General features: G+C 45.7%; 26 protein-coding genes and 1 pseudogene. 8 read left to right on the top strand and 19 right to left on the bottom strand.

Going from position 1 to position 22,847, the window contains the following annotated elements; translation table 11 throughout:
* Positions 1 to 71 precede the first annotated feature (71 nt).
* A complete protein-coding gene (locus MHB49_RS22780; protein WP_090900723.1) occupies positions 72 to 206 on the top strand; it encodes a Z-ring formation inhibitor MciZ in 135 nt (44 codons plus the stop codon).
* Positions 207 to 333: 127 nt separating this feature from the next.
* On the opposite strand, the gene MHB49_RS22785 is transcribed toward MHB49_RS22780, so the two are convergent.
* Positions 334 to 1,467 (bottom strand): M20/M25/M40 family metallo-hydrolase, encoded by a 1,134-nt coding sequence (locus tag MHB49_RS22785; protein ID WP_405153105.1) that lies wholly within the window; start codon positions 1,465 to 1,467, stop codon positions 334 to 336.
* Positions 1,468 to 1,550: 83 nt separating this feature from the next.
* Between MHB49_RS22785 and prli42 the strand changes: the two genes are divergently transcribed.
* Positions 1,551 to 1,652, top strand: a complete 102-nt coding sequence (prli42, locus tag MHB49_RS22790; RefSeq protein ID WP_090810668.1) for a stressosome-associated protein Prli42 — start codon at positions 1,551 to 1,553, stop codon at positions 1,650 to 1,652.
* Between the two features lie 27 nt (positions 1,653 to 1,679).
* Here the strand turns inward: prli42 and lipB are convergent, their stop codons facing one another.
* The 5 genes from lipB to lpdA form a co-directional block, all read right to left on the bottom strand.
* Positions 1,680 to 2,387 (bottom strand): lipoyl(octanoyl) transferase LipB, encoded by a 708-nt coding sequence (gene lipB, locus MHB49_RS22795; RefSeq protein WP_405153106.1) that lies wholly within the window; start codon positions 2,385 to 2,387, stop codon positions 1,680 to 1,682.
* Positions 2,388 to 2,549: 162 nt separating this feature from the next.
* Positions 2,550 to 4,004: a dihydrolipoamide acetyltransferase family protein gene (locus MHB49_RS22800; RefSeq protein WP_405153107.1), complete on the bottom strand. Its 1,455-nt coding sequence runs from the start codon at positions 4,002 to 4,004 to the stop codon at positions 2,550 to 2,552.
* 48 nt (positions 4,005 to 4,052) lie between these two features.
* Positions 4,053 to 5,039 carry an alpha-ketoacid dehydrogenase subunit beta gene (locus MHB49_RS22805; RefSeq protein ID WP_053784434.1) on the bottom strand — a complete coding sequence of 329 codons (987 nt, stop codon included), beginning with the start codon at positions 5,037 to 5,039 and terminating at the stop codon, positions 4,053 to 4,055.
* 2 nt (positions 5,040 to 5,041) lie between these two features.
* Positions 5,042 to 6,070, bottom strand: a complete 1,029-nt coding sequence (locus MHB49_RS22810) for a thiamine pyrophosphate-dependent dehydrogenase E1 component subunit alpha (RefSeq protein WP_063565722.1) — start codon at positions 6,068 to 6,070, stop codon at positions 5,042 to 5,044.
* A 139-nt stretch (positions 6,071 to 6,209) separates the two neighbouring features.
* Positions 6,210 to 7,634 carry a dihydrolipoyl dehydrogenase gene (gene lpdA, locus MHB49_RS22815; RefSeq protein ID WP_109998534.1) on the bottom strand — a complete coding sequence of 475 codons (1,425 nt, stop codon included), beginning with the start codon at positions 7,632 to 7,634 and terminating at the stop codon, positions 6,210 to 6,212.
* Between the two features lie 244 nt (positions 7,635 to 7,878).
* Between lpdA and MHB49_RS22820 the strand changes: the two genes are divergently transcribed.
* Together MHB49_RS22820 and MHB49_RS22825 are read left to right on the top strand one after the other, a co-directional pair.
* A complete protein-coding gene (locus MHB49_RS22820; protein ID WP_064636780.1) occupies positions 7,879 to 8,202 on the top strand; it encodes a DUF2627 domain-containing protein in 324 nt (107 codons plus the stop codon).
* Between the two features lie 186 nt (positions 8,203 to 8,388).
* Complete coding sequence (locus tag MHB49_RS22825) at positions 8,389 to 8,736, top strand: potassium channel family protein (RefSeq protein ID WP_405153108.1); 348 nt, start codon at positions 8,389 to 8,391, stop codon at positions 8,734 to 8,736.
* Positions 8,737 to 8,744: 8 nt separating this feature from the next.
* Here MHB49_RS22825 and MHB49_RS22830 read toward each other — a convergent pair whose 3' ends face one another.
* On the bottom strand, positions 8,745 to 8,957 hold the full coding sequence (locus MHB49_RS22830; RefSeq protein WP_247898311.1) for a hypothetical protein: 213 nt from the start codon (positions 8,955 to 8,957) through the stop codon (positions 8,745 to 8,747).
* Between the two features lie 184 nt (positions 8,958 to 9,141).
* Between MHB49_RS22830 and MHB49_RS22835 the strand changes: the two genes are divergently transcribed.
* Positions 9,142 to 9,735, top strand: coding sequence for a thymidine kinase (locus MHB49_RS22835; RefSeq protein WP_247898312.1), 594 nt, complete (start codon positions 9,142 to 9,144; stop codon positions 9,733 to 9,735).
* A 109-nt stretch (positions 9,736 to 9,844) separates the two neighbouring features.
* Here MHB49_RS22835 and MHB49_RS22840 read toward each other — a convergent pair whose 3' ends face one another.
* From MHB49_RS22840 to MHB49_RS22855, 4 genes are all read right to left on the bottom strand, one after another.
* Positions 9,845 to 10,321, bottom strand: a complete 477-nt coding sequence (locus tag MHB49_RS22840) for a hypothetical protein (RefSeq protein ID WP_024630975.1) — start codon at positions 10,319 to 10,321, stop codon at positions 9,845 to 9,847.
* 535 nt (positions 10,322 to 10,856) lie between these two features.
* Positions 10,857 to 11,501 carry a hypothetical protein gene (locus MHB49_RS22845; protein ID WP_405153109.1) on the bottom strand — a complete coding sequence of 215 codons (645 nt, stop codon included), beginning with the start codon at positions 11,499 to 11,501 and terminating at the stop codon, positions 10,857 to 10,859.
* Positions 11,502 to 11,726: 225 nt separating this feature from the next.
* Positions 11,727 to 12,764: an NAD(P)/FAD-dependent oxidoreductase gene (locus MHB49_RS22850; protein ID WP_405153110.1), complete on the bottom strand. Its 1,038-nt coding sequence runs from the start codon at positions 12,762 to 12,764 to the stop codon at positions 11,727 to 11,729.
* Between the two features lie 299 nt (positions 12,765 to 13,063).
* A complete protein-coding gene (locus MHB49_RS22855; RefSeq protein WP_405153111.1) occupies positions 13,064 to 15,073 on the bottom strand; it encodes an ABC transporter substrate-binding protein in 2,010 nt (669 codons plus the stop codon).
* Between the two features lie 143 nt (positions 15,074 to 15,216).
* Here MHB49_RS22855 and MHB49_RS22860 point away from each other — a divergent pair, with 143 nt between their 5' ends.
* On the top strand, positions 15,217 to 16,023 hold the full coding sequence (locus tag MHB49_RS22860) for a FlxA-like family protein (RefSeq protein WP_405153112.1): 807 nt from the start codon (positions 15,217 to 15,219) through the stop codon (positions 16,021 to 16,023).
* Positions 16,024 to 16,136: 113 nt separating this feature from the next.
* Here MHB49_RS22860 and MHB49_RS22865 read toward each other — a convergent pair whose 3' ends face one another.
* The 3 genes and pseudogenes from MHB49_RS22865 to MHB49_RS22875 all read right to left on the bottom strand — a co-directional run.
* Positions 16,137 to 17,117, bottom strand: coding sequence for a GGDEF domain-containing protein (locus MHB49_RS22865; RefSeq protein WP_405153113.1), 981 nt, complete (start codon positions 17,115 to 17,117; stop codon positions 16,137 to 16,139).
* 25 nt (positions 17,118 to 17,142) lie between these two features.
* Positions 17,143 to 17,916, bottom strand: a complete 774-nt coding sequence (locus MHB49_RS22870) for an EAL domain-containing protein (protein ID WP_405153114.1) — start codon at positions 17,914 to 17,916, stop codon at positions 17,143 to 17,145.
* A gap of 398 nt (positions 17,917 to 18,314) precedes the next feature.
* Positions 18,315 to 18,530, bottom strand: a pseudogene (locus tag MHB49_RS22875) (sporulation initiation factor Spo0A C-terminal domain-containing protein); the annotation flags it as partial.
* 141 nt (positions 18,531 to 18,671) lie between these two features.
* On the opposite strand from MHB49_RS22875, the gene MHB49_RS22880 reads away from it, so the two are divergent.
* A complete protein-coding gene (locus MHB49_RS22880) occupies positions 18,672 to 19,703 on the top strand; it encodes a tyrosine-type recombinase/integrase (RefSeq protein WP_405153115.1) in 1,032 nt (343 codons plus the stop codon).
* Between the two features lie 74 nt (positions 19,704 to 19,777).
* On the top strand, positions 19,778 to 20,710 hold the full coding sequence (locus tag MHB49_RS22885) for a hypothetical protein (RefSeq protein ID WP_405153116.1): 933 nt from the start codon (positions 19,778 to 19,780) through the stop codon (positions 20,708 to 20,710).
* A gap of 89 nt (positions 20,711 to 20,799) precedes the next feature.
* On the opposite strand, the gene MHB49_RS22890 is transcribed toward MHB49_RS22885, so the two are convergent.
* From MHB49_RS22890 to MHB49_RS22910, 5 genes are all read right to left on the bottom strand, one after another.
* Complete coding sequence (locus MHB49_RS22890) at positions 20,800 to 21,033, bottom strand: hypothetical protein (protein WP_405153117.1); 234 nt, start codon at positions 21,031 to 21,033, stop codon at positions 20,800 to 20,802.
* A gap of 1 nt (position 21,034) precedes the next feature.
* Positions 21,035 to 21,721: an N-acetylmuramoyl-L-alanine amidase gene (locus MHB49_RS22895; RefSeq protein WP_405153118.1), complete on the bottom strand. Its 687-nt coding sequence runs from the start codon at positions 21,719 to 21,721 to the stop codon at positions 21,035 to 21,037.
* Between the two features lies 1 nt (position 21,722).
* Positions 21,723 to 22,031: a BhlA/UviB family holin-like peptide gene (locus tag MHB49_RS22900; protein ID WP_405153119.1), complete on the bottom strand. Its 309-nt coding sequence runs from the start codon at positions 22,029 to 22,031 to the stop codon at positions 21,723 to 21,725.
* A gap of 25 nt (positions 22,032 to 22,056) precedes the next feature.
* Positions 22,057 to 22,203: a hypothetical protein gene (locus MHB49_RS22905; RefSeq protein ID WP_405153120.1), complete on the bottom strand. Its 147-nt coding sequence runs from the start codon at positions 22,201 to 22,203 to the stop codon at positions 22,057 to 22,059.
* A gap of 66 nt (positions 22,204 to 22,269) precedes the next feature.
* Positions 22,270 to 22,824, bottom strand: coding sequence for a stalk domain-containing protein (locus MHB49_RS22910; protein ID WP_405153121.1), 555 nt, complete (start codon positions 22,822 to 22,824; stop codon positions 22,270 to 22,272).
* Positions 22,825 to 22,847: the final 23 nt, after the last annotated feature.

Raw genomic sequence — 22,847 nt, forward strand, 5'->3', positions numbered from 1 at the left:
ACCTCTGTTTTTTGGCATATGGTGAGCTTATAGCGATTTCAAACAAATATAGCGAATCAGGGGGACAACCAATGAACAGTTATTTAACACCGCAATCCGTACACGTGGTCGGACAAGCCAGACAAGTCCAGCTCATACTCAAGCAATGGGTGCGTGAGTGGGGTCCAGATGCCAAGTTAGTTGATATGCTCGCTGGACGTAAATGATACTGTTCTTGGTCTGCAATACCCATGAAATATACCATGATTTTGCCAAAAAGTCCGAACTCGGTTTGTACCGGATTCGGACTTTTCAATTGTTGCACGGGGAGGTTCGCCCCTCAGTCTCTTTGGATTACTTTTGACTTGCAGCCGTTTCCTGAATAATAGCCACAACCACTTCAGATAATTTCACAATATCCTCGGCGCGGATGCGTTCTTTCGTCGTATGGATGTCTTCATAGCCTACAGCCAGATTGACCGTAGGAATGTTGAAGCCATTGAAGATGTTGGCATCACTGCCACCACCGGATGCAAACGTGCTGGTCTCCAGCCCCAGGCTCCGAATCGCACGCTGTGCAAGCTGAACAACCTCGTGTTCATCATGGAAGCCAAATGCAGGATAGAGAATCTCACTGCGGAATTCAGCGGTTGCACCATATTTACGGCATGTCGTTTCCAGTGCTTCACGCATCTGGGCCACTTGAAGTTCTACCTTCTCCTGCACAATACTGCGTGCCTCAGCCTCAATCTGCACAAAATCGCAAACAACGTTCAGTGCTGATCCGCCCTGGAATTTGCCGATGTTCGCCGTAGTCTCATCATCAATTCGTCCCAGCTTCATCGCCGCAATTGCTTTGGCCGCCACCTGAATGGCACTGATGCCGTCTTCCGGATTAACGCCCGCATGTGCGGATTTCCCATAGATGTTCATTTGAATTTCGGCTCTCGCCGGAGCTGCCACACAGATTGTACCCACAGCTCCGTTGGAATCCAGAGCGTAACCGAACTCGGCTTCAATATCGTTCGGATTCATGGCACGTGCACCAAACAGACCCGACTCTTCCCCAACAGTAATCACAAACTGAATTTTCCCATGAGGTATGTTGTTCTCTTGAATAGCTCGAATCGCTTCAAACAAAGCGGCAATCCCCGCCTTGTCATCTGCACCCAGAATCGTCGTGCCATCACTGCGAATCCAGCCGTCTTCACCCAGCTCAGGTTTAATTCCTTGTCCAGGCGTTACGGTATCCATATGACATGTGAAAAAGATGGGTGCTGCTTCTTCCGCACCCTCGGCTTCCCAGGTAACGACGAGATTACCGGCGCCATGTCCGGTTTTCTCCATCGTGTCATCCTCATATACGCTGAGGCCAAGCTGAGTAAACTGTTCTTTTAACACGTTTGATATATTCTGTTCATGGGTTGTTTCACTATCAATCTGCACCAGTTCCATAAACTGATCAATAACACGCTGCTGTTTTATCATAGGACTTTCCTACCTTTCTTCGATACGGTACAATACAATTACTATGGTCTGTTTATTCATTTGTTGAAAGGAGTTCTCTCATCATGCAAAAAAAGAAATGGTTTCGCATCATTATCTATCTCATGCTGCTCGCCATGATTGGGTCCACCCTTTTCATTGCGCTCGAACCTTTATTGTTCGGATAGAAACCTGAAGCCCTTGTACTGTCTGATTTACAGACGGGGAAGGGCTTCTTTTTCTGTAATCCAGGTAATCTCATACGGGAAAATACGGTTAAAGTATGGAACGATATCCTGCGCAACCTGCTCTACAGTATAGGTCTTGCCTGTAATATCCTCCAACGAGGTCACACCATACTGCTCAATCCCGCAAGGTACAATCCCCTGAAAGCCTGCTTCTTGAATCCCCGAGGTAATATTAAAAGCAAATCCGTGACTCGTCACGAAGCCGCGCCGATGTTTACACCGATTGAACTTTACGCCGATGGCGGCAATTTTCAAATCTCCGATCCACACTCCTGTGTACGCCTCTTTGCGTCCCGCTTCGATACCCTGATCAGCCAGGTAATCAATAATCACCTGCTCTAGGCGACGTAAATAGCCGTGTAAATCCAAGGCTTCATCCCGCCCAAGAACAAGTAACGGGTAACCTACCAACTGGCCAGGGCCATGATACGTAATATCACCGCCACGGTCAATTTGAAACAAGGAGATGCCTTGCTCCCGCAGCTCATCTTCACTGAGAAGCAGGTGCTCCGGGTGGTTCTGTGAACCGATCGTATACGTCGGCGGATGCTGGAGCAGCAGCATCTGTTCCGCGCCTTCTCCCTCATCCAGTTGCTGCACAATCGCTTTCTGGCGGTTCCAAGCCTCTTCATAATCAAGCATCGGTATGTACACAACATCCAGCGGCTTGCTCATGATTCCCCCACACCCTTCTGTTTCAATGTTTATTGCATGATGAGCATTCATTGAAGAAAACGGGAAAAGTGCACGGCCACTGGCACATACACTTTCCCATTATCCATCTATTCAGCGCTTGGCATCATTCGTAACTCATTGAAATGATGCACTTGCTCTCTCTTAATACACGTTCGATTCCATCGTGTATCCTTCAAGATTCTCTTTTACACGTTGCAGGAAACGTCCGCAAATGACTCCATCCAGAATCCGATGATCCAGGGAGAGACAAAGGTTCGCCATGGAACGGACAGCAATCATGTCATTGATGACCACAGGTTTCTTGACGATCGACTCAAAGGTAAGAATCGCCGCCTGCGGATAGTTAATAATAGGTTGCGACAGAATCGAACCAAATGATCCGGTATTGTTAACCGTGAACGTTCCGCCCTGCATGTGGTCCAGCTTCAACGTGCCTTCACGAGTCTTACGTGCAAGCTCATCAATTTCACGAGCCAGGCCAGCGATGTTGCGCTGATCCGCATGTTTGATGACAGGGGTCAATACAGAGTCTTCTGTACCCACTGCCATCGACAGGTTGATATCCCGTTTGACAATAATTTTGTCAACAGCCCATACCGAGTTCATGATCGGGTAGTCTTTAATCGCATTAACGACCCCCTTCATCATGAAGGACAAGTACGTCAGGTTGATGCCTTCCTTGCGCTTGAACTCATCCTTTAGTTTGTTGCGCAGCATCACCAGATTCGTCACGTCCACTTCGATCATCGTCCACGCGTGCGGGATTTCCGATACACTTTGGCGCATATTACGAGCAATGGCATTACGAACAGGAGTGACGTCGATAAAGTATTCGGATCTTCCCTGTCCGCCGCCCTCTACTTCGATTTGTGGAATTTTCGGACTTTCGGTCAGATGTATGCCGGAATGTCTCACAGGAACGCCTGCGTCGGCTGCTGGAACGGTTTCTCCCGCAGATGCGCCCACGTCTGCATTTCCCCGATTCAATCCGCTGAAAGGAGAACCAGAAGGCACTCCCGAAGAGACCTGCTGTGCTGCTACAGGAGAAGACTGTGCAGACGCTGCGCCAGCGTTTCCACCCTGTGCAATGACTGCCAGTACATCCTTACGAGTAATCCGTCCACCTGCTCCAGTGCCCTGAATGCTCTGCAAGTTCAGACCATGTTCAGCTGCAAGGGATTGAACCGCAGGAGAATAGCGGTTACGCATCGGCTGATTGGGATCATGGCTTGTTGTACTCGCTGCACCCGCAGCAGGTGCGTAATTCGCACGTTGTTGTGCGTGAACATGATCACCATTCTGTTGCTGCGAAGCTTGGGTTACTTGCTCTGGTGCTTCCGCATCAGAAGCAGCTACCTGCATACGGCAGATGGCTTCGCCAACTGCAATGGTCGTACCTTCTTCGACCAACAGGTCACCCATAATTCCATCAACGGTTGACGGAATCTCTGCGTTAACTTTATCCGTAATCACTTCACAGATCGGTTCGTATTGTTCAACCCGGTCACCCGGTTTTTTCAACCATTTGGCAATGGTAGCCGAGACCAGCGATTCCGCCAGCTGCGGCATAATGACCTCGATCCATTTCATACTCATTGGTTATATCACTCCAAACTTTGCTTTTAAACTATCTCACTACACGAATTAATACTCGGCGAGTGTACGCATCGCTTCTTTGGCTTTATCCTTGCTCAGCATATAGAATTTCTCCAATGTTGGGCTAATCGGCATTGCCGGCACATCCGGTCCGCAGAGACGCTGAATTGGCGCATCCAGTTCGAATAGACATTCTTCACTGATGATAGCCGCAACTTCCGCCCCTACACCACCAGTTTTATTGTCTTCATGCACAATCAACACTTTACCTGTCAGACGAGCGGATGCAATGATGGCTTCGCGATCAAGTGGCTGCAATGTGCGCAGATCCAGTACGTGGGCAGTGATGCCTTCCTCACGCTCCAGCTCCTCGGCAGCCTGCATGACAAAATGAAGTGGCTGGCTATAACCGATAACCGTAATATCTGCTCCTTCACGAAGCACGTTGGCTTTCCCGATTGGAACGATGTAATCATCTTCCGGCACATCTTCCTTGATCAGCTTGTAGCATTTTTTATTTTCAAAAAAGAGAACCGGGTCCGGGTCGCGAATCGCTGCTTTGAGCAGTCCCTTCGCATCGTATGCCGAGTATGGAGCAATAATTTTCAGACCTGGTGTGCCAAAAAAGATCGATTCCGGACATTGGGAGTGATACAGCCCACCAAAAATACCGCCGCCAATCGGCGCGCGAATAACAATCGGGCAACTCCAGTCATTGTTGGAGCGATAGCGAATTTTGGCCGCTTCACTAATAATCTGATTCGTTGCAGGCAGCATGAAATCCGAATATTGCATCTCGGCAATAGGTTTCATACCGTACATCGCAGCGCCAATGGCTACACCTGCAATGGCTGACTCGGACAAAGGTGTGTCCATGACACGCATTTCGCCGAACTGATCCTGTAATCCTTTGGTTGTAGTAAACACGCCGCCTTTGAGTCCGACATCTTCACCAAGGATAAAAACATTTTCATCCCGTTCCATCTCTTCTTTCATCGCGAGACGGATTGCATCAATATATTCCATAACCGCCATACTTACCGTCCCCCTTCTTCGCTGTCCGCATAAACGTGCGTCAGAGTGTCCTCAGGTTTCGGATATGGCGCGTTGTCTGCGTATTCAGTCGCTTCTTTCATTTCCAGCGCAAGCTGGGAAGCCAGATCCGCATCCCGGGCTTCGTCCCAGATGCCGCAATCAATCAGATAGTTCTTCATGCGAAGCACGCCGTCCTTCTTCCAATTCTCTTCAACCTCTTCCTTGGTCCGGTATGCCAGATCATTGTCAGAAGTGGAGTGTGGAGACAAACGATACATCATTGCTTCAATAAGTGTAGGTCCTTCACCAGCGATTGCGCGGCGGCGAGCTTCTTTGACTGCACCGTATACTTCCAGCGCATCGTTTCCGTCCACACGAAGTCCGGGGAACCCGTACCCAAGTGCACGATCCGATATTTTACCACTCAGCTGCTTGTGAATTGGCACCGAGATGGCATACTGATTGTTCTCACACATAATGATCACAGGAAGTTTATGAACACCTGCGAAATTGGCACCTTCGTGGAAATCACCCTGATTGCTCGACCCTTCGCCAAAAGTTACAAAAGAAACGAATTCTTGCTTCTTCATTTTGGCAGCCAGTGCAAACCCTACAGCGTGCGGAACCTGTGTGGTAACCGGGCTGGAGCCCGTTACAATCCGCAGCTTTTTGTGACCAAAGTGACCCGGCATTTGCCGTCCGCCACTATTCGGATCTTCCGCCTTCGCAAAAGCAGACAGCATCAGCTCACGTGGAGTCATGCCGACCGCCAGTACAAAGCCATAATCGCGATAATACGGTAAATAATAATCGTGATCCCGGTCGAGACCAAATGCAGCGCCTACTTGCGCAGCTTCCTGTCCTACACCGGATACGTGAAAGTTAATTTTGCCGGCCCGCTGTAAGAGCAAGCAGCGCTCGTCAAACTTGCGTGCGAGCAGCATGTATTTGTACATATCCAATACTTCACCATCGCTAAGTCCCAGCTGTTCATGCCGATGGACCGCGTCTGCAGTACCTTTTGAACTCATATGAGGTACCTCCTTTTAATCAAAGCCTATGCCCGTCTTACTACCCGATCTTATAACCTGGTACTAAGACTTGGCTTAACCTTATTATAATCCCATTTGCCCAAAAAAGGAAAGGACCTTTCTCATAAGCCTGTCCGGCTTACATTCCAATCGATTTTCCGTCTACTGCCAACATGGCTTCACCCATGATTTCCGACAAAGTTGGGTGAGGATGGATCGTCTGTCCCACTTCCCACGGTGTGGCATCCAGCATCTGAGCCAAAGAGGCCTCTGCGATCAGTTCCGTCACATGGGTACCGATCATATGTACACCCAATATATCATTCGTTTTGGCATCCGCGATTACCTTCACGAACCCATCCCGACTTCCATGAACCAAAGATTTTCCAATCGCCTGGAACGGAAACTTGCCTGTCTTCACTTCATAACCACGCTCTTTGGCCTCGCGCTCCGTGAATCCGATACTCGCTGCTTCCGGACGAGTATAGACACAGCGCGGGATTCGATGTGATTCGACGGCATGTACCGTTTCACCCGCCAGATGATTCACTGCCAAAATGCCTTCATGGCTCGCTGCATGCGCCAGCTGTAATCCGCCGATGACATCGCCGATTGCATAAATATGTCCCTCACCCGTTTGCAGATGTTGATTCACAGCAATAAATCCGCGTTCGAGTTTGATATCCGTATTTTCGAGTCCGATATTTTCGACATTGGCCTGACGACCAACCGACACCAGCATCTTGTCCGCTTTCAGGGTCTCTTGCTTCTCATCCCCCAGCTTGACATCAATCTGAATACCGTCTTTCTGTATGCTATATGTCTCTGTCAGAACGCTAGCGCCTGTTAGGAAGCGAACACCGCGTTTCCCAAGCAGTCTCTGCATTTCCTTCGCTACATCTTCATCCTCTGCTGGCAATACATGAGCAGCGGCTTCAACAACTGTAATTTCGACGCCAAAATCATTCAGCATGGAGGCCCATTCGAGGCCAATCACGCCACCACCAACAATGATCAGGGATGCCGGTAATTCGTCCATTCGCAAAGCTTCATCACTGCTCATGATGTATCGGCCGTCTGGCTCAAGACCCGGCAGTACCCGCGGGCGAGACCCGGTAGCAATAATGAGATTGGTTGGCACAACCGTATCCATCTCGCCATCTTCAAACTCGACAGCCACTGCACCGCTCTGAGGAGAGAAAATGGAAGGTCCGATCACGCGCCCTTTGGCATGTACGACCTGAATTTTATTTTTTTTCATTAAATACTGCACACCTTGATGAAGCTGCTCCACAATTGCATCCTTGCGCGCCTGAACCTTCGGAAATACAAGTGTCGCTCCAGCTGTTTCAATTCCATACATTTCGCTCTCTTGGATCTCTGCATACACTTCCGCACTTCGCAGCAACGCCTTGCTCGGAATACAGCCACGATGCAGACAGGTGCCTCCGAGCTTATCCTTCTCGATAATAACAACCTGTTTTCCTAATTGTGCGGCACGGATGGCAGCAACGTACCCTCCCGTTCCTCCTCCAAGAATGGCAACATCACATGTAATTGGCATCTTTAATGTTCTCCTCTATCCATATTATTTCAATACAATTTCAATATATTTGTAAGATGATAATTCAAATGATTCTCTTTTTCATAGACGTTATCTATATTCCATTGTACTCCCCTTGAGCAGTCAACTCAAAATTTGACCCTGAAACGCATGGACAGCTTCTGGAAACCAAGCTATGATGGAATCAGGTATGACCTGTAAGCGCAACCTTTATTTTACGTCAACCTCAGGCAGAAGGAGTTTAATGGTGATGAATACTAGACTGATCTTTGCACGATTTGTAGCGATTATTGTTCTGGTCATTCCCGGGTTAATGGCAATGAAGGGTTTTCTGATGATGAAGGACGCCCTTTTCCTGTATTATGCCGAGCATGGGAACGAGCAGATCTCACCAGGTTTTCAATGGCTCTCCTTTGGTGGAGGACTTGTCCTGTTCGCCGCAGGCATGAGTTTTCTGGGAGGCTGGATTCTGTTCCGTGACCGCAAGCGTAATTATGTAGGACCCCGTTTTCGTTCAAAAAGCGCACCCTCAGCCGACAAAGCAGAGACGCCCGGTACGACTTCCTGAGTCCGGGCTTTTTGTCATTTTTTCTGGCTACGCAACATTTCAACTTCCGAACTTTACATCTGCCTTTATATACGGTACTCGATCAGGTATAATGCTTATTTATTCAAACACGTATTTTGCATAAATTCAGAGTTAGCATCTTGAATATGCACAATGCCCACTCTTCCATAGACAGGATGGATCAATATGGTATCGTTTATCATTACGCTGAAAAGACTGCTTAAAGGCATTTTTCATGCCTTCAAGGACCAGAAGTTCCTGGCTCTTTTTGTATTGACTGCGGCGACACTTCTCTCGGGCACGTTATTTTATACCCGTGTTGAAGGCCTTCACTGGATTGATGCACTCTACTTCTGCGCAGTAACTCTAACGACAGTGGGACACCCGGATTTCGTACCGTCGACCGGATTCGGCAAGGCATTTACAATCATCTATATGTTTGCTGGCATTGGCCTCACCTTCGCCATGATTCCCAGAATTACAGCAGGTATTCTATTTCCCCGCAAATTGCAGACAGAAGAGAACCCGGAGTAGTCTCCGGGTTATTCGTATAATGCATCCCGCAGCTTGGTAGACATGCGTGACTCTTTGGAAGAGGACTTCAGTATCGTTCTGCGCAACGTCAGATTACTGGCTTGCAGCCGCTCCGCTTCAGCGAACAAGTCTGTAAACAACGCCTGCGCAGCTTCGTCAAGGACTGACTGTCCTTTCAAACGTTCATATCGCTCCTGTAATTCGGATAATGCTTCACTCATCGTAAACACCTCTTTTCAATCGCTACTGGTTCATGCACTGCACTATCGTAACCAACAGCTTAACAATCCATATAGTAACACAAAGCTGCTCAGATTAGTTCTGGCTCTTACTAAAGATTTTGTGGTACTCTGTAATGGTCGCTTTTTTTTGTTGAATCCCGTATGTGAGAGGAGTAACAGAACTGTGCAAACAGGACGAATTACCGTAATTACAGGACCTATGTTTAGTGAAAAATCCGGTGAACTCATTCGCCGTTGTCAGAAATTAATTCAATTTGGCCGTAAAAAGGTCGTTGCCTACAAACCCGCCGAAGATGATCGGTTTGCCCAAGACGAGATCGTTAGCCGTATCGGCTATCGTCTGCCTGCCCATTCCATTCCCCGGCAATTGACCCCGGAGTCCGTAGAGATGATCCTGACTCAGACCAAAGATGCTGATGTTGTTGCATTTGACGAGGTTCAATTTTTTAGCAGCGCCATCATGGAACTGGTCTCCGAGCTTGCCTACTGTGGCAAACATGTCATTGTGGATGGTCTGAATATGGATTACCGTGGCAAGGAATTTGGATATATAGGCGGTTTGCTCGCCATGGCGGATGACATTGAGAAACTGTCGGCATTCTGCGCAGTATGCGGAAGCCCGGATGCAGCTTTCACCCAGCGTATCGTTAATGGAGAGCCTGTCACCCTTGGACCTGTTGTCATGATTGGTGATTCAGAAGCTTACGAACCGCGCTGTCGCTGCTGCTTTATTCCTCCTCACAAAGTTGAATGCTAAAAGCCCTTAAGGGCTTTTATTATTGCAGTTCCTTTTTAAAAAGCATACCCTTAATGTGCACACAAAAAAGCATCGCCTCACAGCGATGCTTTCCATTCGTCATCTCCCGCTAGTCCCGGGAAACAAAATATTTGTTGGTCATGTAGTAAGCGTCGCCACGCGACGTTTCTACCATTCCTTTTTTGGCATCCAAAAATACAATCTCTTTGCACTTGGTGCAGTACCATTTGGTCCGCTTATATGGTGATTCTGTAACATATGCCGTACCACATTTGCAATCAATCTTCATTAATAACTCAGTTGATTTATATGCGCTGGACAAGCGTTCCATGTTATCCTGCTGCTGTGTAGGCATAATTGTCTGCTGATAATCCGATAAATGATTCTGAACTTTGAAATCTGCTACCAATCCTGCATTCAATCCAAAAAACTCCTTGCCGATTTCGGTCACGAAGCGCTTCTCATTTCTGTAGCAATCCAGCCACTCAATAATCTGCTTATTTGACAGTGGAACCGTACCCTTGATACCGCTGTTTAAGGTGTAGGTCATGATGTATAAAGTATCGTCTTGTCTACCTGAGTACATTAGAATCCTCCTTCGAATACATTTGCTAATGTACTACAAAAACGCTCATAAATCAAAACATTGTTATTTCCTGAGCGTATCTCTTCCTTATTAAATGGGTAACATTCCTCGATGTTCTGCCAATGATTTACACGAACTGCATACACCTGCAACATTTCCCTGGGAAGACGCGTAATGCACGATGGACTTCACTTTTTTACTACAAATGGAACAATGGTGCCTCCTTTCCTTCCTGGGAGTATAATCGGATAGGTTTACTACCTTGGAGTTTGATTTGAATCTGTGTATAAAATTCAGCCATTTCATCTCTTTCTCTCTCTTCCTTGTTTGCCTTCTGAGCAGTGAATTGCTTCTGTTTGGGCAAAAATTGGTCCTGCAAAGGTTATGTATACGATTCCAAGTTGTGCATGCCTATCTCATAATCTATTCGACGTTTTGGGTCTTTTTCCTGTTTTTAATCTCTACACATACAAAAAAAACCGACAGAACCTGCCCTACCTCTTGATAAAGAAAGGAGCTCTGTCGGTTAACGTACCTATTTATAAAACGTTCCAAGAACCTCCAGCGCGGGTGAGCGCTCAATTCGAAACGGATAGATATACCCCTGATTCAGCTTGACAAACTTGCGACTCCACAGATCAAGTCCAGATGTAAATTGGTACGCCTGGTATATAAATTTGGAACAATAGTTCCGTTCAATACTGCGCAGATTCGTCTGCAATCGATAAAATTTCACCTGCTTATAATGATCATGTACCCACTGAGCTGCTTTCACACCAGCCTGATTTAAACGGGAACGAAATACAATGAAACGATCTCCCTCATAAAAGCGAGTGATGTACCAATCCAACGAATCGGCAAACACGGGCCCGTAAGGGTGAACGTGATACACTTTACCGTCGAGTCCAATAATTCCCATATGCCCTGCGTAATAGGTCGATTCCGAACTTGGTGTATACAAAATATCTCCCGGCTCCAGCTCCATCTGGCCCAAAGCGATAATAGGCAAATCCTGATGCAGTCTTCTGGCCGCTGAACGTTCACGTCTGCCTTCCACCAATAGTCGATGCATTTTTCCAGCAACAGCGAGATAAACTTCCGACCATTTGATGCGTTTTTTCTCAGGGCCTTTGAACCACCGATGAATGAATGTGGATATACGTTGAGATTCTTTTTTCATATTCTGCACTCCACTCTAATCTGTTTGACATTTCTTGAAGTTTCTCTCCACTTCTAACGCTCATTATAGACAGTTGATGATGCATGTTCAATTCCGGTGCCTGTTTTATGTTGTGCAATTTGAGGAGGTTCATACCGAAAATGGAAACAAAAAAAAAGCAGTTCCGGCATTAGCCAGAACTACTTCGTTTGAATTAAACTTGAGTTGGAACTATATGAAGAGATTCTATTCTTCCACAACACCAAGTGCTTTATTTTTCTCCTTAAAACGGCTGTTATGGGAAGACACATAGGCAACTTTCTCCGCCTCAGGGTCCACATACAGTTTTGCACTGTTTACCGCGAGAGCTGCATCCGTAAATGTACCAGCAATCAGATACAGTTTACTTCCATAATCTACAAAGTCTCCTGCAGCGAAGACGCCTGGAATATTCGTTTGCAGCTTCTCAGTTGTGGTGACATGCCATTCACCAAGATCAAGTCCCCAATCCCGGATCGGGCCAAAATCACTCTTCATTCCATGGTTGACGATAATCGCATCCACATCAAGAACTTCACTCTCACCTGTCTCCACATGGGATATTGTCACCTGTTCAATGATCTCCCCACTTTGACTATGTAGGGTATCAACGGCGTATGGTGTACGAATATCCACTGAGGATTCTCTCATCCGCAGTACATTGCGCTCCAACCCGCCAAAGCGGTCACGACGATGCACCACTGTCACTTGTTCTGCCAGTGCTTCAAGCTCATTGGCCCAATCGACAGCGGAGTCACCCCCACCAGAGATCAGTACCCGTTTGCCACGGAAAGGTTCCAGCTCCTGTATTGTGTAGTGAAGATTGGTAACCTCATAACGGTCAGCGCCCTCAAGCTCCAGCTTCGCCATTTTATATATACCATACCCGATCGCCAATATGACGGTACGTGTCCAGTGTTGTTCTCCTGTATGCGATGTCAGCAGAATCGTGCCATCAGGCTGACGCTCGAATCCTTCAATTTGCTGTTCAAACACAATCGTTGGCTCAAAAGTTCTAGCCTGTTCTTCCAGCTGTTTAATCAAATTTTCACACAAAATTGGGGTAACGCCGCCAACGTCCCAAATCATTTTCTCTGGATAAAAGAGCATGCGACCACCTAATTTATCCCGCGCCTCAATCAATTTGGTCTTCATATCACGCATCCCGCTGTAAAATGCAGAATACATGCCGGCAGGTCCCCCGCCGATAATTGTTACATCATATAATTCCAAATGCTGATCCATGTAGTTACCTCCATCAGTTCGATCCAAAGCACTCGACTATTTGATATCGATTCTCATTATCACTCTTTCCCTAGTCTACTGGGAAACTTATCAAATTACAATGGCTAAAATTCAAACATTTCTTATACAAAACTGCCATCGGTTATTTATCTGTTGATTACTTTACTTTGGGAGCTGCGAGTAGATGCTCGGCAACAAAATCAATTTGCTATTATCCCTATATTATAGATGATAATAATTTTCATTATCAACTGTATTTTGACCAGAATTCAATTTTACCAACCAATGATCCGAAAGATTTACTTTTGTTTCGCTATCTTCGTGAACCATGCTGCCAATTCCTCGGTCTGATCCAACGTTGCAATGGGGTCAAAGTACCATGAACGATCCGGACTCCAGATAAACACACGATCATTCTTGACGGCATCAAGCGAACTCCATACCGGCTTGGATTTCAATTCCTCTACAGTCAGGTTGTCTGCCGTAAGAATAATGTAATCACCAGCAAATTCGGGAATGGATTCGGACGAAACTTCAACAAGCTGATCTTTCATTAAAATCTCTTTTTTGGCAGCCGGAGGATTCAATCCGAGAGCACTGTACACAGCTTGACCTCCACGCCCAAAATTATCACCAAAGGCTAATGGGGCTTTATCGTAAAATTGCATAACGGATACTTCTGCATCTGCGTCGATTGCTTCACTTACACGTTTCTTGGCATCCGCAATTCGTTCGTCGTAATCGGCCAACCATGACTCAGCCTCTTTTTCTTTGTTCAACGCTTTACCGAAATAAGCGATCTCTTCATAGGTATTTTTCAACTCACCATAAGGAACAACAAGCGTAGGCGCAATTTTGCTAAACGAATCAAACAAGTCAGGATCACCCGTGACAATCAGGTCTGGTTGAAGTTCCAATACCTTTTCAAGAGAAATGGTTTCGTATTCACCAATATTCTCTACGCCCTCAAGTGATTTGATAAAATACGGATTCTTCAGATTCATTTCCGGTGTACCGACTGGCTTGATTCCCAGAGCAATCAGGCTTCCCAAATATAAATCAACTACAATTCGCTTGGGTTCAGCCGGTACCGTGATATCTCCCTTAATTGTCGAGATGATCCGAGGCTCGGAAGTGCTCGATTGGCTATCTGCCGTTACTATGCTAGTGGTACTCGAAGTCCCATTTCTTCCCGCTGTTTCTCCCCCAGAATTACTAGTTGCCCCTGGCGAGCAGGCACTCAGCAGTAAAGTAAGACTTAATAAAATACTAAACAGCATTCCCGTTCTGGTCTGTCTATTCATGTACAATGACCCTCCGTGTTTATATTGATAATGATTATCATCATCGTTATAAACATACCTTTCCACTCTTCCACTGGAAATGTCATTTCGCGCCAAGGTCGATGTCAGATCAGGCCATTTAAGGGGTCCAGATGTTTTCTCCTTGAACTGAAGCGGAGAAACACCTGTATGTTTTTTGAACATACGTCCCAGATAATATCCGTCCGGATAACCGATGCCTGCTGCGATCTCATCCAATGTAGCGTCGGTACGCAGCAGCATCTCCTTGGCCTTGAACAAACGGAACTGAATCAAATAGTCGATTGGACTATAACCCGTAACCTGTTTGAACTTGCGGGACAGACTTCTGGGACTGCTGCCAACCTTCTCGGCCAAAACATACAACGTCAACGGCTCAGCATAAGAGGATTCCACTATTTTGATGACTTTGCTGACCTGATCCGTAACAGAATAGCGAGCTGCAGCATGAGGAATTTGTGCTGATACTTGCTCTACAAAAGGATAAAACAGGCTTTTGGCCTGAAAATGATGTAAGGGGTTCTTTTGATTCCATAACGTGTGTATCTGTTTTACTTGCTCATAAAGCACAACTGGTGACTTGGGGGCAAAACCATAGGTTAACTGAAATGGATTCATGCGCTCCATCATGTTGCCCAAATCGGTTCTTCCTCCACTTGGCAGACTTACTTTGTACATAAGGTAAAACAGATTCAGTCCGGATTGTCCAGCTTCAATATGCAGCACACTTCCCTTTCCACCATGAAGAACATAAAAACGACTCACTTCATGCTTCTGGTCGTTTATGGTCACATAGGCTTTACCCTGGATGGTGAATACAAACGTGCTTGCAGGAAATTTATAGGTTAGCTCCTCCGTTGGCCCTAACTCCATATAACGAATATCCGCAATACTCACAGCAGCATAGTTCCAGAGTATGTAATAATTATTCCACATTTCATTAACCCAACTCCGTCTAATAAATTGACTAAACTGTCCTTCACTCATTGATAACCATTATCAATTATTCTCAGCAAGTAAGCAACATACAAGTGACAGTCAATTTATTCTCCAGCATATCTTCACTCGCTTCTCGAAACATCCGATATATGTAAGTAGATCCACGATATAACGAATATAAGGAGAAAATTATGAATTCAATTTCACCTGCCGCTAAAAGCAGCTTCACCCCCGGAAGCCATATCTCCAGCAGAGAGAAGGAAATTCAGGGACTTATGCAGCAGAAGGTCAGACTTAATGAAGAAGTACAAGCTGTAAAATCCAATGATGAACTGGACACCAAAACCAAAGCAGCACGAATTAAATCATTAACGAGCTCCATTACGCAAATCGATACGCAGATTGCCCAGATCAAAGCAGAAGAAATGGAGGAAAAGAACAAATTAAAACAGCCTGAGAAGACCAAAGAACAACAACCTCAGCGTAATGATGAAGCTCAAACCCCATCCATGGACCATCTAATTAAGCATAGTCAGACTTATGATCAGTTAGGTAAACTGGTCGGTTTGCGAGATCGTATGAACAGTTCCATACAGACCATTGAAGGGGAAACCAAGTTTGACCGACTGGTTCTGGAGATTAATGCTGGTAATGATGCTGGCAAATCAATGATGCTTGAGAATGCTGAACGTACCGTATTCCAGAAAAAAAGAGAAGTTGTTCAGGACATCAGCTCCCAAATGAGCAAAGTAGGTCAGAAGATTGGAGAACTGATGAAAGAGATACATCAGCCTGAACCCAAAGAATCGGTTTCGTCTTCTACACCTTCATCCTCTGCGGAAAAGGAAAATCAGGAAGTCGTTGAGGGAAACAAAGCTGAAAATAAATCGAAAATTTCCAAAGGTACACAGAATCATAACGACCCAGGGAAAATTCAAGAAACACAATCCAATGCATCCCCTGTCCCATCCTATACATCGCTCGACATTCGGGTTTAATTAGATTACATAATAGATAGCTATTCTCCAATAAAAAACCGTTATTTACCAGGTCTCTTCTACCTGATAAATAACGGTTTTTCCGAATTTGGTCATTTTCCCGACAGTGATGGTTATACAGCTTCCTCATTCCCACAAATAACGCTGCCATTTACCGATTTACATACTTTTTTAATCCGGGTCGCCTCACTCACAATTTGATCAATGTTTTCATACTGTTGTCTACGGTTTGTGACCACAGCAATCGACACCGATACAAGCGGTATGGGTCGGTTCAGTCCAGAACGCCCTTCCCCCAAAACATATTGATTATCCAAGTCATCCTGATTGTAAAACATTCGCTTGATCTTCTCAAAACCTGTTATTACCTCTTCACAAACGTACCTAAAGTCATGATGATTTAATATCACAATAAAATCGTCTCCCCCGATATGGCCCAGAAAAGCTTCTGGAAAAACAAAAAGCTTCCGGAGCAGGTTAGCAGTAGCTTGAATAAGCTGATCCCCCATTTTGAATCCATAGCTATCATTGTAGGATTTAAATTGATCCAAATCTATGTATAGAACACTAAAATAATCAAGCTGCAGTAACTGATCCAATCGTTCATCTATAATTCGGTTGCCTGGAAGACCTGTCAAGGGATTCATGAATATCGCCATCTCGGCTCGAACATCCGCAACAGCAAGCAGCAGACGCCGGATACTAACTGCTCCATACAAAACGCCTTCAGCTGTTATAAGCACTAGATCGTATAACTCTTCTTCAGATCGATTCATAGCCAGAACGCTTACGTCCGTAATCTGTTCAGCGTAATCGACAACCAGTGCCCGAGCGTTCATAACCAGTTCCACAGGGCGTCCCATATACAAATTATAGCCGTATTGTGTACCAATCTGCTGGAAGAAACGAGCTCGCATCATTAATGACACACCTTGTTCCCCCATAACCGCCACACCTTCCAGATTGGGATTTGATTTAAAAAGATTGTAGACGATATCACATTTTGTTTCAGGCGCAACTACAGGAATCGTATCGGCTATCTCACCTATCTGCGTAAATATACCATTCGCCTCCTCTATACCTAGCCATACCATCTACTTTTCAAATCTTTAATCACCCCTATGGAAAAAATAAGGGAGACGGCCTTAATACTGTATCAGGCCTTCCGAGTGCGTAACCCTGACCGTATTCGATACCTTCACGACGCAAAAATTGAATTTCCTCGTAACGCTCGATACCTTCCGCGATGATACTGGTCCCCGAGTCGACAGCAAATTGTTTAAGAATCCTTACAATGTGTTGCTGATCCGGATGTGTGTCCACTCGACTAATCAGCGCTCTGTCCACTTTAATAAAATCCGGTTTTAGACTTACAATCGCCTTCAGACTGCTATACCCCGAACCCGCATCATCAATGGCAATCCGAAAGCCCAGTGAGCGATAATTCGAGAGAATGCGTTCGAATTCTAAATAGTCCTGGACTGCCTGTTTTTCGGTTAGCTCGAAGACCACTTGCTCAGGGGATAGACCATAACTGTTCAGCAGAGTGATTGTTTCTCCGCTGCGGTAAGTGGAATCCGCTAAAACCTGAGGATGTATATTTAAAAAAACGACGGTATTGTCGGGATAACGCTCTGTCGTTAAAGAGGCACTAAATCTTTCAATCGAAATCTCACGACAGAAGCGCTCAAATGTGAACACCTGATCCGTATGACCAATGAATTGATAAAAAGATTCTGCATTTGGAAAAAGATTGGATACGGGAGGACGGTTCAATATTTCGTAACCAAGACAGCTCCCACTTTGCAGATTCAAGATTGGTTGAAAATATGTAGTAAGCATTCTATTGCGCATAATATTTTGCAGTCCGGTGAATTGCCTGTAACTAAGCATAGATTGTTGAAGGGATTTATGTACATATCTCAAAGAATGGTATAGTTCATTTATGTATGTGCAGAGAAGGGTCGTTCTCTTCATATTATTCATCCTTTATACCTATAATGTGATCTTGTCAGTGGTCACATCGTACCACTTTCTTGCCGAGAAAGCGTTAACTGCAAGTAAAAGTTTGTAAAAAGTTTCACCATTTGAGATGTATATCTAAGAAAGTCTCACTGCAGCCCTCCTGTTTATCACATTACTTCAATTTATTTATTGGAATTGTGCATTATTTGCGAAAAAAAACACCACGTTTTCTATGGGTCCTGGAAGACTCAATAAAAACGTAGTGTTCGCTTATGTGTAAATAAGTTCAAAAATTATATGTTTCATAATTATTATTCCTGATCCTTTCAGGACACCTTATGCTCAATTCTCAGCTTGTCAGCCACCATCGCGATGAATTCTGAATTCGTTGGTTTCGACTTGCTGATGTTGATCGTGTAGCCAAACAGGTGGCTAATGCTGTCGATGTTACCACGCGTCCATGCCACTTCAATGGCATGACGGATCGCACGTTCGACGCGAGACGGCGTTGTTTTGAATTTTTCGGCAATCGCTGGATACAGAAATCCGCTAGTTTAAACGGTCAACGTGACGCAAAGTTTAGCGTGAACATACGCGAAATAGTCTGTCGCTATAGCGATAAAGATTTCGCAGCTTTATCGGAACATTTAGCGTAAATTTATCGCTAAAGGAGGCGCTGATAAATGGCGCAGAAAACACCGAAGTTTACGTTTGTATCAAAAGAGGGTAAGCCGCTTAAACTTGCGTTGGGAGATCGCATTGCGCAGTTTCTCGATTCTAAGCGCAGAGAGCGCCGCGCAGTAAAAACGATTAGCGCCTACGCGCAAGTTCTGAATCAATTCGAGAAGTGGTATATTGAGCGCGAGTATGACGAAATTAATACGGAGATCCTACGTGAGTACATCGAATATCTTTCGTTCGGGAAGGTACGGTGGGACGATCATCCGACGAGCCCAAACGGTGCAAAAGGACTCTCCCCTCGGACGATAAACAACGTCATACGGAATATGCGCATCTTCTTTAATTACTTAATAGAAGAAAGAGTAATTTCATACAATCCGATGGAGGCGGTTAAGTACCAAGCAGAGGCGAAAGACACCTTCGATATATTTACAGACGACGAAGTGGTCAAGCTACTCAGCGCTCCCAATCGACGAGTATACACAGGCCGCCGCGATTATTGTATGATGCTTCTCCTCTGTGACACTGGTCTACGTATTAAAGAACTGACGAGTCTGCGCGTATCAGACGTTAACTTTAAGACGCGGCAAATTATAGTCCGCGCTGAAACGTCAAAAACGAATATGACTCGCGTGGTCCCTATTTCCCCGCTGACCGCCCGTGAGCTTGAGAATCTAATATCGTACATGGACGTCAGCGAGGATGATCCGCTTTGGCTCACACAATTCGGGGAACGTTATTTCGGAGATACTTTCGCGAAAATGCTTAAACTTTATGCGAAGCGTGTTGGCGTAACTGGACCGCGAGTATCGCCGCATACTTTTCGGCATTACTTTGCAGTGAAGTTCTTACGCGAAGGCGGAGATGCATTGACACTGGCGCGAATTCTAGGTCATACGTCGCTTAATATGACGCAGGTATACGCGAAGTTTACAGGGACAGATATACGCGAACAGCATGATAAGGCAAGTCCAATTTCGAGCTTGATCGATAAAGGTAACGAGAAAAAACGCGGTAAACGAATATTCAGATAATTACCTCCCAATATATACAAACTTCTCCTTTCTAATATAATAGAGAGGAGATTTTATTTATAGGAGGTTACTTAATGAACCCTAATCTTTTAAATGAGTCAATTACTGGAGATAGAAATTTCGAATACTCTACTGGAATACAAATAAGAAGGGACTTTGATGCGATACTTGAAAGTTCTGAAAAGGAAATACTTACTACAATGAACGAATTTTCATTCGATGATTACTTAGAGCTCTTTGATGTAGGGTTAAATCTAACTATTGAGGTGCGCTCAATACTCGATGCAACTACTCCAACCGATCAAGATCAACTCCCCTACCTGATATTATCAGCTAAGATAACGAATCTTTTGATTGCCTTGAGGAAAATACTTCGAGCTGGTCTGCCTGACGCTTTTAAGTGTTTGTTCAGGCCATTGACTGAGGCTTTTGATACTTTTTATGTATGTTTAGTTGACACTGATTTTCGACAAGCTTATGGGAATATAAGTGAGATGTATGATAATAATGAGTTTTGGTATAAGAATGCTAAGTATGACCGAATCAAATCTAAGATACATAAAATGTTTACGGATGCAAGTGGAACAGAAGATCAATTCAATTTTTACAATGAAAAAAGAAAAACACAGCAAAAATTCTTGTCGGAATCATTACACTCTTCTTTTAATGCTGCATTTGCAACTTACTTTACTCCTACGATTAGAGGAGAGCTTCCTTTAAAGGAATTCGGAAATGTTACTACTGCTTACCCAGCAATGTTAATAAATTTATTAGAAGAGATATCAATTTTTAATTATGTGCTTCACCATGCTTGTGTGACTAAACGAATTAATTCAAACATTCGAGCTACAGTGTTTATTAATAATAAATCCTTCATTTATCTCTCTACTAAGTACGCCGATTTATTTGATAGATATCTCCCCACACTTCATGAAAGAACTAGCTCACTCTTAAAGGAACTTGAATTGGCAAAAGAACAGCTACGTACTCAAAACAGCCTCGAATAAACGCAGAAAAGGCGCAGCCCTCAACGGAACTTAATCCGCGAGAACTGCGCCTCATTTCATTCGTCGACTTTACGCCTATTTGTTACGTATTATTCCGCTTTCTTAATCGCCTTCGCCCCGATATCATACAACTTACACGCGGCCAGTCCCGTCATGATACCCGTCATAATCCCGTCAGCCAAGGAATCCACCGGAATGTAAAAGAGCCCCGCGCCTAGTCCGAGCACCATCGATAGTAGCGGAATCCATTTCGCCGGCACATACAATTTCGCGAACTCACCAACCGCAATAATCACCGCAACCACTACGCCGATTTCGTACATACTATACGCCCTCCTTCGTAATAGTCACCGTTTTAGTCTTCGCGTCCCACGTTACCTTTGCGCCTAACGCCTCGGCGACTGCCCGCGCCGGTGTATACGTAGTCCCTCCGTCAAGCACGCCCTCCGTCACTTTCTTACCGTTGACTACTACGCTAACAATTACGTCCTTTTTCACGTCAGCATCCGCCACCTTTTCGTTTAATTTCGCTTGCACCGCCGCTTTAAATAGGCCCCATCCGGTCCACGCACCACCATCGTACATTAGGCGCGGACAGATTTTACCGGACCAATCGTAGTGGCGGCGCAATCTATCTACGCCCCAGCCGCGCTCTTTCAACATCGACGCAACGAGAGTAGCCGCGTTATCTAGCGTCTTCGCGTAGCTGCCGCTCTCGCAGATTTCGATGCCGATTGACGTACGGTTGCCAGAACTTGCTCCGCTGCCATCTCCGGAATGCCAGGCGTTTTCGTTCAGCGGAATACACTCGACTGCCTCGCGCTCATCAACTACGATGTGGAACGATGCCGTACGCGTATTGGTCGGATTCGTCAGCCATGCGCGTTCGTTAGCTGCCGTACTTGACGGGTTTCCCGTATTGTGTATCGTAATCGTCGTCGCATTCATAACGAGAGACGGCCGTCTATTATTCGCTGTACCTTTCGGGATATAGTCCTTGCGGTAATTCATATTATCGCTCCCCTTTCATTACGGATTTGATTTCCGTTACATCAATCGCAAGCGTTTCGTACTGAGACGCCAACGTTTCGAAACGCCCCGTTAAATCCTCGGCCAGACGCATCAGACGCTCCTCTCTACGTAGCGCGTCCGAATACATCTGATCCTCGCGCTCTTTGGCCGCCGCTAACATACGCTCCTCACGCGCCTTACCGTCGTCCTGTATACGCGCCATCTGACGCCAAAGTAGGAATCCGACAACGACGAAAAGGACCGCAAATAGGCCCTCCTTCAACGCGCTATTAAATACCGCTTGCTCCATCGACTAATCCGCCTCCTCTTCCGCCTCAATCGCCGCAAGCGCGGAGCCGATTTCGTGATCTATTGCGCGGAGTATTTCCGCCTGACTGTCCGGATGATATGCGAGGTGCGGACAATTCCGGAACAGGTTGCGCCAGGTCTATCGTACATTCGAGTAACGTGCGTGATTTCATCGCGATTCTCCTTTAACGCAAATAAGGCCCCGCCGATGTTGGCGAGACCCTGCGTAGTTTATTCGTTTATTTAAGCGCGGCGAGTGCGGCTTCGGCTTGCGCGATGTCTGCGTTGGCTTGCGCTATATCTGCGTCATACAACGCGAGCTGATCCTTGCGTGACTGGATAACACTAGCTTCTGCTCCCGCGCTGGTTAACCGATCTATCTCAGAGACTATCTCTTCGCGCCCCTTTAGTGTAGGTGCTAGAATTCTCTCCCGTAAGATTTCAAGGGATGACTCTATACTCGCTTTAGACTGGCCAGCGAATTTGTTCTCAGAAGAAATCTCAGTATTTTCGGACTGCGATACAGCATTGTCCGACGTTGTAACTGTAATAGTTTTTCCTTCCACTCTGATATCCGCTCCTATCGCCTCAGATATTCCGCGAACAGGTACGTTAGCCTTTCCATCAATAATCGCGCCTTTATCCGCGAGCTTCTGCCCGTTTACAATGACGGTGTACTCTCCGGATACCTTCTTACCGACGAGTGACTTAACGCTGTCCGCAAATGCGCCGGCAGATGTCGAAAGAACGAATCCGATCAAAATACCGCCGGCAATGTATGCTACTTTTTTCATGCTTAACCCTCCGCGAATCTAGT

Source organism: Paenibacillus sp. FSL K6-0108 (genome assembly GCF_045040695.1).
GTDB lineage: Bacteria > Bacillota > Bacilli > Paenibacillales > Paenibacillaceae > Paenibacillus > Paenibacillus pabuli_B.